Source organism: Poriferisphaera corsica (assembly GCF_007747445.1).
Lineage (GTDB): Bacteria > Planctomycetota > Phycisphaerae > Phycisphaerales > Phycisphaeraceae > Poriferisphaera > Poriferisphaera corsica.
The window spans coordinates 325,114-337,073 of record NZ_CP036425.1; the positions used below are offsets into that span (position 1 = coordinate 325,114).

General features: G+C 45.7%; 6 protein-coding genes. 4 read left to right on the forward strand and 2 right to left on the reverse strand.

Going from position 1 to position 11,960, the window contains the following annotated elements; genetic code table 11:
* Positions 1-431: 431 nt before the first annotated feature.
* Entirely contained in the window at positions 432-4,148 is a 3,717-nt protein-coding gene (locus KS4_RS01310; RefSeq protein WP_145073479.1) for a hypothetical protein, read from the reverse strand.
* Between the two features lie 629 nt (positions 4,149-4,777).
* On the opposite strand from KS4_RS01310, the gene KS4_RS01315 reads away from it, so the two are divergent.
* The 4 genes from KS4_RS01315 (at position 4,778) to KS4_RS01330 (ending at position 10,964) form a co-directional block, all read left to right on the forward strand.
* Positions 4,778-5,779, forward strand: a complete 1,002-nt coding sequence (locus tag KS4_RS01315; RefSeq protein WP_145073483.1) for a metal-dependent transcriptional regulator — start codon at positions 4,778-4,780, stop codon at positions 5,777-5,779.
* Positions 5,780-5,856: 77 nt separating this feature from the next.
* Positions 5,857-6,726 (forward strand): FeoB small GTPase domain-containing protein, encoded by an 870-nt coding sequence (locus KS4_RS01320; protein ID WP_145073486.1) that lies wholly within the window; start codon positions 5,857-5,859, stop codon positions 6,724-6,726.
* 69 nt (positions 6,727-6,795) lie between these two features.
* Positions 6,796-8,247 (forward strand): nucleoside recognition domain-containing protein, encoded by a 1,452-nt coding sequence (locus KS4_RS01325; RefSeq protein WP_145073489.1) that lies wholly within the window; start codon positions 6,796-6,798, stop codon positions 8,245-8,247.
* 233 nt (positions 8,248-8,480) lie between these two features.
* On the forward strand, positions 8,481-10,964 hold the full coding sequence (locus KS4_RS01330) for a heavy metal translocating P-type ATPase (RefSeq protein WP_145073492.1): 2,484 nt from the start codon (positions 8,481-8,483) through the stop codon (positions 10,962-10,964).
* A gap of 4 nt (positions 10,965-10,968) precedes the next feature.
* On the opposite strand, the gene KS4_RS01335 is transcribed toward KS4_RS01330, so the two are convergent.
* Positions 10,969-11,745: a GIY-YIG nuclease family protein gene (locus tag KS4_RS01335; protein ID WP_234698839.1), complete on the reverse strand. Its 777-nt coding sequence runs from the start codon at positions 11,743-11,745 to the stop codon at positions 10,969-10,971.
* Positions 11,746-11,960 lie beyond the last annotated feature (215 nt).

Sequence of the window (11,960 nt, forward strand, 5' to 3'; positions counted from 1 at the left end):
CTGCTTCCCAAATATAAGTGTCAGCGGAGGTTAGTCCACCCATTGTAAAAGCCAATAGCGTTACAGTTGAGTAATTGTGTATGCGCGTAATAACATTCTCTCTCATTGTTTTCCCTTCCCATTTTCGGAAGTGTTGTTTGGTTGCAATTTGCAAAGTCTCTCTTAGGTAATGACGTATGTAAGTATAATTGTGAAGGTCTTAGAATCAAGTAAACCATATTCTAGGTCGTAATTTATAGTACATTCGTCAACAAGTATCTATTTACATAGCCAATAGATTTCATAGATAAAATAATTGATATGATTGGTGTTTTATATAATAAACAACCGGTTTCTCTTTTTGTCGTAAATAAAATTAATGTATACAAAATAACAAAGGCTTCATGCTTGAAGCCTTTGTTATAGGAAAATTAAAAGTTTTAATAATGCATTTACACAGAACGTCGATGTTTGATAAAGAGGCAGAGCAGGGCGCCGAGTGTGAGCGCAGTGGTGGGTTCTGGGATGATGCGTAGGACGCCTTGTGAATTGAGTTGGGTTGTATCCCAATCGAGATTACTGGTGAGGATGGGTAGTAAGAGTTGCTCGAATTGACCATGGAGGTTGGTGGCATCGAAGAGTTGGAATGCTTGACCAAGCAATGGATTGAAGCCGTCAAGAAGAAGAACTTCGAGGATACCATTGAGGGTTAAGTCGCCGTTGATGTTAACGATATCGTATTGTGAACCTGCAAGAGTGCCAGCGATTTCCATTTGTGCAGTTGCGTCTTCGGTGAGAACGAGGTCGCCAGTAATGTCGAGCTGTCCGGGACTATGGCCAGGCGTGAGTGTGCCTTCGATGTAGGTCGTACCACCACCGATGATTGAGCCGGTACCTGAAAGTTCGCCGAAGATGACAACACTTGCATCATCGGCAATTTCGATTGTTGAATCATTTTGTACATCATCATGAAGTGTGAGACGAGCGCCGCGAGTTACTGTGATCTTGCCGTTAAGCTCATTCTTAATATCACCGAAGATGAGGTGTTGTGTGTCAGCATAATCCATGTCACCTTGATTGACGATGTTACTTGTACGAAGATGCGTATTTAAACCTGTGATTTGACCTTCATTAAGAAGTTGCTCGTCAATATTAATGAGGCCGCCAAACTGCATGAGATCACCACGGTTAAGCAGAGCGCTTTCGATAATGAGTTGACCATCAAAAACCTCAATCTTACCTTCGTTCGTCGCATCAAACATATCGATGAATATGCGGTCGTTCTTGTCAAGATGTAATGTACCGTTAAGGCCGTTATAGAACGTACCATCGCCGTAGCTATAAACGTCATCATGCTCTGGTACTTGATCATTAATTGTACCACTACCACTGATCCAGCCATTGTTGGTGAATTGACCAGCACTTGCGATCGTTATGCCTTGCTTCAATTCAAGGTGATCACCCAGTACATTGTTTCTATTGCCGATATCAACACCATAGATAAAGCCAAGCATGCCGCTATTCAGTTGCAGCATTTGTGAACCCATGAAGGCATCGATATCACTCGCAATGAGCGTTCCGCCGTTGAGTGTTAGTTGCTGTGCAAGATTGAGCGTTCCATCAACAATCAGCATTTGACCAGCATTCAAATGATTACTGGAGCCAAGCAATTTACTTAAGCCACTGCTGTAATACAGATCCGTACTCTGTTTGAACATGATCAATCCGCTGTCCCAATGTACATCCGCTCCGTTTTCAATGATGATTTCATTGGTTTGAAGCTCACCGCCCCAGATATTGAGCGTACCATTTTCGCCAACGATTAATTGCGTGCCTGCGGCGAGTGTACCGTTGTTAATCAGATCAACGCGGCCATTGCCTGAATCATTCGCATTAGCAGGATTGTAGCCGATGGATGCTGTTGTCAGGATGTTTAGCTTTGAGTCTTGGCCTTTTACAATGACATGCCCATAGCTATCCATGTTCGTGCCAACAGATAAACTATGTACATCCGCTTCACCCTCGTTGATGATAAATTTGCCGTTGCTGTTGTAGCCAACATGCAATTGGGATGCGACATTAAGATCAGCTAAAAAGCCGTCAATGACCACTTCCGCTTTACCTGTATTGTCACGACCAACATGCATATCATCCGCGATATTAATCTCACTATGATCACCCATCGTCAGCATCACATCGCCATTGCCTTCATCGCCAACGTATAAGTTAAAGTCAACATCCAAAATAGAGGCGTTGTTCCATTCACCTTTGATCGCAAGCAATGAGTTGCTCTGATCGCCCTGGCCAATAATAACGTAGTTGTGCGCCTCAACAATACTTCCAGAGTTTATCTCGAGTCGTGAATCAAATTTCCTACCTTTACCAATCACAAGATCTGATACAACACTAAGTTTGGAATTATTACTGAGCTTCGTCACTGCTAGTGCATTACGTGCACCAATACGGTCTTCCTTACCCAACCAGAAGCTGCCAACATCAACAATACCACCGTTGTTGATGTTCATCTCAGCAGAATTGCCTTCGCCAACAACGATCGAATTTGCGTTGATATAACCGCCCGCTCCGACATCAACTCTTGGGCTTGAGTCGAACAAAGAAAAATTATCAATTTCCAAATAATCGACATCAATCTCACCACCGGATTCGACCGTAACTGTCGATCCATCTACATGCACATTGAGAGCTTGTGCAATCAACTGACTATCCATGCCGCTGATATTCAGATGCCCACTGCCTTGATTACCAACATCAATACGCTCTGCTTGTATCGATCCACCATCAAGCACATCCAAATAACCCGTTGTTGCTGTTCCCATGGCAAGCGTAACATGCCCATTCACATCGGTGAACGAACTATTAGCGCCAGAAATAGTCAAGCGGCCAACACCGTTGTATGAACCAACACGATAGCTACTTGTTATTGCAGCATCACTACCGAACTGAGCGCCATCTGTAATGGCCCATGTACCATCACCGTTATAACCGATGTGCATAGTCGTGCCATCCTGATCGGTTATGCGCATTTCTGTATCCGTGCCACGCAGGATCAATTGATTGTCTTCTCTTGAATACGATCCGATTCGAACCGCCGCAGCGATGTTATCGAATGAACCTTCGATCGACAGATTACCACCTGAATGCACATCAAGAATACCCAGCCCATCAAACGCGCCAATCGTCAGGGCACCTGTTGATAATGATGCAAAATCTTCTACATTAACCACACCCGTCGCGTATGTACCGATCGTAAGTAGATTCGATCTCACAGAACCCGCAGACCCCGACACTTCCAGTTGGCCTGTTGCGAATTTAGTTGCGAAGCCGGATGATGTTGATGAGGACCCAACATACAAATCATTAGAATCCAGCGTTGCATTATCAATGATCACTTCACCATCAGCATTACCACCGACCACCGTCAAATCAGATGTGACGACAGCCAAATTACTGATGTTTAATAAACCTTGTGTGCGTGGCGTATAGATTCCAGGCACACCGCCACTCGAAACATCGCCGATACGTAGCGTGCCTGTATCCAGTCGCGAACCGGAATCAGTGATCGTTGCGACCCCGTTACCCGCTACTCCGTTATAAAATTTCCCGATCGAGATTTGATTTGTTTCAATCACACCACCTGTACGTATTTCTAATGTACCGGCTGCCGTGTCAGCTACATAACCGCGCCCGATATAAATTTCCGAGCTGCCGCCAACAACCGAGAGCTTCGCTTTATTGTCAACTGTAAGGCTAGCCGAATTTTCAACACTCAAAAACGCATCGAACTGATCGAATGTTAATTTAGTCGCTGCATCTTTAATCCGTAAGCTTGCACCGTTAAAAAGCCATAGTTCGTGATCATGAATCGGATTTGTTACAAATGCAACTGGGATACCTGAAAAATATGATGTCGTATCAACCGTCAACTGATGGCCATACACACCATAATTCGTTGTATTGAAAGGCAAGACGCCCGATGTGTTCGTTGTGTTATTCTGCCAGTTCGTTCCAAGATCAAATGCTTCGGTTCCGCCCAGCCAACTGTAATAATCTGCGTGTAGTAACGATGCCCCAGTGCCGAGTATCGCATAGCCAATCAATGCGGCTGCGCTACAGCCACGTAAACGCGCAATCAATGAAGCGTCGCTCATCTTTAGTGTCCCTTCCTCAGGAGTTTATTTCGGAAAAATATTTTGTCAGTTAAGCTAATTAGCAACGTTAAGAAATGCATGCCCCCGTTACCCTTAGGGTAACGACTGCAAGATCAACACAGACTAATCAACCGCTGCATCAGTAATCTGATGCCTAAGGTTTTGGAAGTATAAGCAAGTTTTAAGTCATTTCAATTCACAATTTAGACGCAAATCATCAGGAGTAGTTGGATGCTAAAAATGAAAAGTTTGTGTTCTATATACAACTACCAATTCGATCTGCGGCATGCTATTTGTCCCTCATACGGTATAAGAGAGGCTGGTTCTTTGGCTTTTTCATACAGATCGTAGTAGCGATATATACAGAAAAAATTTTCTGCGTATTCCCCGCATGGGCTCAGGTTTATGCATCACGTTCTTGGTTCTATCGATCGCTACGGTCTAATGTGTCTAAATGGGATACCCTGAATTGCGGTGTTCTGAGATGTGTATTTGGGGGTGAGCAATATGGACGAGAGCATCATTGCCGATAAGCCCTGTCATTTCTGACACTTGAAACAATTTTTCTTAATTCGGCCGAAGATATTTGCATTGGCTGGGTAAAGTTGTTATTTTGACAAATCAAAGTTATGAGCAATATCATTCAAACCATGTTACTGACCTTAATCGCTGTCTCGCTTTGCACCGGCGTCGCGCTATTCGCTTTACGTGAGAAGGCTCGCAGATACCGTGCGCTGACTGAGGATGCCCTAAAGTATCTGATTTCATCCGCATTTGAGCAGCAGCAGATCACACCAGACACGTTGGCCGGTGCATTGCATTTGTCGAGAAGCGACATCCTAGCCCTCATCGAGCGACTTCAGTCGAAACTATATATAGATTACGAGCAGAATCATCTGGTCCTGACGCCACTCGGTCGTCAACGTGGATTGCGTTTGCTTCGGGCTCATCGCTTGATTGAACGCTATCTGCATGACGAGGCGAACATGCCGCTAGATCGAATACATGCTGTCGCTGAACGTCGTGAGCACAAACTCACAGACAAGCAGATTACTGAACTAGAGGCGCATCTCGGTTATCCGCAATCAGATCCGCATGGTGATCCTATTCCAACACCTCAAGGGCAGATCCCAGATATTCCTCGTTTTATTCTCAAAGATTGGCCGCTCAATTGGCCTGCCACAATCATTCATATTGAAGATGAGCCTGCCGATGTTTTTCATCGGATCACGAAGCTTGGCTTTCTGCCTTCCTCGCTCATTACCATCCTACAAGTATCTGAATCCAGCTTAACGATTCAGCATCAAGATCAAACGATTAAGCTGCCCAAGACACTCGCTTCGTCGATTCATGTCCAGGCCGCAGACGATCATGCCATTCAGCAGGAGTCTTATATGACACTCGCCGAACTTCCTGACAGGCACCAAGCCCGTGTCGTGACCATTCACGATCAGTGCCAAGGCCTCGCCCGCCGTCGTTTACTTGACTTGGGTGTGACGCCCGGTGCCACGATTGCCACTGAACTCGCATCCCCCGGCCGATCCGCACGGGCTTACCGAATCCGTGGCACGTTGATCGCTTTACGCAAAGATCAAGCATCACAAATCGCGATTCAGCCAATCCCAGCATAAATACGTATCGATCATATTATTAACACCGACCTGAACGCTTGAAACTAATTAGCGATTAGAAAGATCCAGGCTAAAAAATGAGCTGCTCCGGAAACTGCAACTGTTCCAACAATTCTGCCAGCCAACCACATACCTTCGGTGGCTCTGTCGGACTCTCCGTTCGTGGACAATCGCGCACCATCGCCCTTGCTGGCAACCCCAACACCGGTAAATCAACGGTTTTTAATGCACTCACCGGGTTACGTCAGCACACAGGCAATTGGCCCGGCAAGACCGTCACACGAGCAGAAGGTCATTTCACCTTCAATAACTTCAATTACAAGATCGTCGATCTGCCTGGAACGTATTCACTACTTTCCGCATCCGTCGATGAAGAAATTGCTCGTGACTACATCCTATTTAGTCAGCCCGATTGCACTGTTGTTGTTGTCGATGCGACAGCACTACAGCGCAACCTTAATCTTGCTTTCCAGGTAATGGAGATCACGCATAAAGTTGTGCTTTGCGTCAATCTCATTGACGAAGCGGCCCGTAAGGGATTTGAAATCGATTTCGAATCCCTTGAGAAAAAGTTAGGCATCCCCGTCATTCCGACTTCCGCACGCCGCAAGCAAAACCTCGATAGATTGCAGCAGGCCATTGAGGATGTTTGCACTGGTAAGATAATTTCAAAACCAAACATTCCTGCTCCGCCCGCAGCGTTAAAAGAGGCTATTGATCAAACACTACCACTCATCGAATCCATTGCTCCCGGTCTACCATCAGCACGTTGGGTCGCGTATAGGCTAATCGAGGGAGATGTCAGGATCCGTCAAGCACTTGAGAATGGCGAACTACAGCAGCTAGCTGGCATCAAACAGCCAGCCACCTCCAATCCACCCACCTCGCCCTCTCCAGCACCTAAAGCATCTCAAAGCAATCCTGCCCATGACAAGCAATCTGCTTAACTCGCATATGAGTAAACAGATTGATGAAATAACACCAATCAACATAGTAATCACCACACGGATACCACCATGAGTTCCGCACAAGATACAAAACAAATTCTCGACAAAGTCGATGCCATTCGTAAAAACACCGGCCAGCAGTTCCGCGATCAAATCGTGACTACCATGTACGACCAGGCTGAAGCCATTACGAACGACGTTGTAACACGTTCTGGTAAACGGTGGACGTTCGATGCGACGCTGGATTATGTCGCAACGCATCCCATCCTCGGCCTCCCCTTTATGCTCGGCCTTCTTGCACTCACCTTTTATCTCACGATTGCCGGGGCAAACATCCCATCAGCCTTTCTTGCAGGCTTACTCATGGAGCAAGGCGGTCTCGTCGGCTTCTTCGAAGAGTTCGGTATTGCCATCCCAGCATACCTTCACTACTCGGTATACGACCTCCTGCATCTCGCCACCGCCAGTTGGATGCCTGCGTCACTTGCCTCATTTTTTATTGATGGCATTTACCTCTGCCTCGGTTGGGTCATCTCCGTCATGCTCCCTCCGATGGCCATCTTCTTTCCAATCTTCACACTACTTGAAGACCTCGGCTACCTCCCTCGTATTGCATTCAACCTCGATTGGCTCTTCCAGAAATCCGGTGCGCATGGCAAGCAAGCACTCACGATGTGTATGGGGTTCGGTTGTAACGCAGCAGGTGTCACCGCGTGTCGTATTATCGATTCGCCTCGTGAAAAACTCATCGCGATCCTTACCAATAACTTTATGATCTGTAACGGACGTTTCCCGACAGTTATCGCTGTGGCACTATTCTTCTCTTACTTTCTAGGTTATTCCGATGCTCTCGTTTCATTCACTGCCGCATCTATCGTGATTGGCATCGTCCTACTAGGTGTGGTATTCACTTTCGTGACGTCACTAATACTTTCAAGAACTTTCCTTAAAGGCGAAGCCTCTGCATACACACTTGAACTGCCCCCATACCGCCGTCCAGCAGTGATGCGCATAATCTACACATCGCTTATTGACCGGACTATGTTCATCCTGGCTCGTGCATGTGTCGTCGCGATCCCCGCAGGTGCTGCCATCTGGATCTGCGCTAACGTCAATATAGGTGACGCATCCATTGCCACACACATCGAGAATTTCCTTCAGCCTCTTGGATACCTGATGGGTCTTGACGGCGCGATCCTGCTTGCATACATCATCGCAATCCCTGCAAATGAGATTGTTGTGCCGACCATCATCATGCTATACATTCGACACAATACGATGATTGAGTTTGAGGGTGATATGCTCCGTAAAACGTTTCTTGATAATGGTTGGTCTCTACTGACCGCAGTCTCGCTCCTGCTCTTCTGCCTTCTTCATAATCCTTGTGGCACAACCATCTGGACGATATACAAAGAAACACGCTCAAAGAAGTGGACAATATTTGGCTCAATTTTCCCAGTAGTGTTGGGAATCGTCGTCTGTATTATTGTTGCAGGTGTTTGGCGACTCATCGCGAACTAAAACATTTTGATACGCGACTAATCATCAATTAGCACAGTTCCAATGTCACCCTTTGTTACTTGATACTAAGTAACAAAGGGTGCATGCTAGCGTGATTCATCGGTTGAAGTATATGTATATTGAGATTCAGATTAAATTTCTCAAACTATAGACATATCTTCCAAATTTGTGTCTCGACCAGCTAACATAAGTGTATATTCGCCTACTATAAATTCCGACGTATAGGCTGCCATATGCATACCGTTTCGCTTACAGTTCAAGATTGTACTCCCGGCCAATCCAATCAGTGTCAGGGTTGTATTTCACAACGCCTGGATTTACAACCCGGCGTCACAAGCTATCGTTTTACAAATCAGAATGACGCGCTGAGTGTTGCTGTAACGTATGATCCTCGTGTACTCACATTAGCTGAATTGGCAAGGCAGCTCCGTTGCTCTCATGCGCATCTTGATCCAAATATTGCGCAAATGGTGATAAAATTAAAGGGTATGCACAACCCGCGGTGTGAAAGAACCATCGAATCAACAATCAATGCTCTTTCAGGTGTATATGCGACAGCATCATATCCTTCCTCCTCTTTGCGCCTTGAATTTGATCGTCTTCAATGCCCGCTGCCAGAAATTATTCGCCGTCTAGATTTACTTGGCTATTCACCCGTTTTCCCTGCGCCAGTTGATTTGCATACAACATCGCAATCTCTTGGTATTACACAAAAGCAGGTCGAGCAATTACCGAAACAGACTGAGAAATACACAGCAAACAAACAATCAAATATTTGGAACTGGCTTCGCACGCATCCTGATATCCTTCTTGTCAGTATCTCAGCCTTATCATTCCTTATCGGCTTTTTAATTTTTGTGTTGGGTGGTTCCGACGTATGGCGCATAACCTTCCTTGCAATCGCCGCAATTACAGCGTCGACGCAAACTGCTCCCGAGGCTGTTCAATCAATTCGTCAGTTTAAACTTGATGTCGATGTTCTGATGTTCGTTGCTGCTACGGGGGCCGCCTCACTTGGTCATTATGAAGAGGGAGCATTTCTTCTATTCCTATTTGGCCTTGGTGCTGCAGGAGAACATCTCGCATTATCACGCGCTCGCTCTGCGATCAACGCGCTGTCAACTGTTACGCCCGATACTGCAGATCTGATCCATTCAGACGGATCGATCACAACAGTGCCTGTATCTAATCTAAAGATAGGCGATCAGGTTTTAGTTAAGCCATATGCCCGGATACCTTCAGATGGAGAAATTCTTCAAGGTGCTTCAGAGGTTGATCAGGCAACTATTACAGGTGAAGCTCAGCCTGTTGCAAAACATATTGGGGACTCCGTTTTCGCAGGAACAATGAATACAACCAATGCGTTGACCCTCAATATCACAAAAACCGCGTCAGAGTCAACGATTGCACGTATCCTCAAACTTGTTGAGGAAGCGCAAACCACTAAATCAAAAACACAATTATTCACAGATCGTATCGAAGCAGTTTATGTACCAATTGTTTTTCTGGCAACGATTCTACTTGTCGTCCTTGTACCTCTTCTCACAACAAAATCATGGGGGTTGTCCTTTTTACACGCGATGGCATTCCTTACCGCAGCCTCTCCATGTGCTCTCGCCATCGGCACACCAGCCGCCATTCTTTGTGCGATTGCACGTTCCGCAAAAATTGGCGTTCTTATTAAAGGTGGAATCCATCTTGAGCAACTTGCTCACATCAAAGCTATTGCTTTTGATAAAACTGGTACGCTCACAACCGGTCAGCCACAGCTACTTGATATTGTTATGGCCGATCAGGATAACGAACCAACCGAGCTATTGAAACTAGCAGCGTCTGTTGAATCCTCAATCTCGCACCCACTTGCACAAGCTATCAAACGTGCTGCTGAGCAAAAGAAAATTCAACTCGAATCAGTTCTTGAATTAACACAGACCGCAGGGCAAGGGGCTTCTGCGCTCGTCAAAGGGCAGCGTATAACTGTTGGTAAATTGCCCACAGGTATTGATTTGTCTGAGGATCTTAATGAACATGCAAACCAGCTAGAGCAACAGGGATTAACGGTTATTTATATAACCCGAAATCAAAATCATGTACTCGGCTTTCTTTCACTCCAAGACACACTACGTTCAAATGCACAGCGAACGATACAGCAACTCAACGATATCGGTATTACACATACTTCATTATTGACAGGTGATCATGTCGAAGCCGCAACACGTTTAAATTCCCTCGGCCTTTCAAATATTCATGCAGATTTACTACCAGAAGATAAGCTTAATCTAATCGATGAATTGACTAAACAGTATAAACATGTAGCAATGGTTGGGGATGGTGTTAATGACGCGCCAGCACTTGCGCATGCCTCAATCGGAATTGCAATGGGAGCTGCGGGTTCTGATGTTGCACTTGAAACCGCCGATATTGTGCTGCCCGGCTCAAATCTTTCACGTATTCCAAATGCGATTCAGCTCGCCCGGAGATCGCGCAAGATTATCATTCAAAATCTAGTATTCGCTCTTGCAGTTATCGCGATTGTTTCACCGCTAGCTGCTATCGGATTTGCTAATCTCGCCGTTGCGGTCTTCTTACATGAAGGATCTACTGTGCTTGTAACCCTGAATGCTTTACGGCTTCTTCGCTTTAACCCAGACCCACTGCCAGCCATTGATTCACCTCATCAGCCTGCAATTGAGCAACCTACATTGGTGAATGCATAAAACACTATTCATTTTTTCGCGCAGCCTCAATTGCAGCAGATTTCCATTCCCCATATGTCATCGCGCCATTAGCCAAACGCCAACTCATCCGTCCATTTGTATTTCGAGCCGCAACGACAGCTGCTGCCGCACTCGGGCTACTAAAGGCTACATTCTCCGTGAACTCATAGAATCCATTTTTTATCACACTCAACTTTCCATCACTCACGAGTTTGTCCCTGAGCAGCACATAACTATCCCAACCTTTTGTCCCTTTCTTACGTGCAGTCGATCCTTTTAATACAACGAATTCGCCATCAATCTCTTTGGCTTTCGCATCCGTTCCAACATCAGTCATCACGAATGTTGCACGTCTTGCAAGCTGAACAATATCTTCCTTGTTCCCGTCAATACGAGGCTGGAGCATATTAAATCCAAGCCCAGGCAACATCATCTTTACCATTTCAATAAAATGCCCCATGTCAGCCAGATCACTCTCTGGCAATACTTTTTCACTGGGTTCGTTGCCATTCGCAAGACTAACTCGTCCCGCATTTTTCAATTGTCTTACAATCTCATGTTCCAGGTATCTCACATGTGCCTTCGTAAGATTTTCATCCTTACTTGTGACCGCAATTGTTGTAACCCAAAAATCTTTTTTATTATCATTGTTATGCGCACTAAGCCGATCAAAAACATTATCACCTTCGCCGACATATACCCGCTCCTGCTCAATATTCTTGGGATCTGGCCCAACCAAAAAGTAAACACCAGTTCGATGCAATTCTTTTCGCTTCGCCATCTCAGCCAGGCAATGTCGCGGTAAGACAACAGCCCGCCCTGTCCAATTAATGACCTCTGCAATGATAGGGCCCTTTGCTGTTCCATCCATCAAATACATCTTAATCGTACGGCCTCTACGCATTAATCAAAACCTCGACACTTACGATTTACACTGCCACACTTCCTGAACATCATCGCCTTCCTTGTCCATACATCTTCACAGTGGTCTACCTC

Coding starts and splice junctions, on each gene's coding strand:
- KS4_RS01310 (WP_145073479.1), bottom strand. CDS start 4,148: ATGAGCGACGCTTCATTGATTGCGCGTTTACGTGGCTGTAGCGCAGCC.
- KS4_RS01325 (WP_145073489.1), top strand. CDS start 6,796: ATGAGTTCCGCACAAGATACAAAACAAATTCTCGACAAAGTCGATGCC.
- KS4_RS01320 (WP_145073486.1), top strand. CDS start 5,857: ATGAGCTGCTCCGGAAACTGCAACTGTTCCAACAATTCTGCCAGCCAA.
- KS4_RS01315 (WP_145073483.1), top strand. CDS start 4,778: ATGAGCAATATCATTCAAACCATGTTACTGACCTTAATCGCTGTCTCG.
- KS4_RS01335 (WP_234698839.1), bottom strand. CDS start 11,745: ATGGCGAAGCGAAAAGAATTGCATCGAACTGGTGTTTACTTTTTGGTT.
- KS4_RS01330 (WP_145073492.1), top strand. CDS start 8,481: ATGCATACCGTTTCGCTTACAGTTCAAGATTGTACTCCCGGCCAATCC.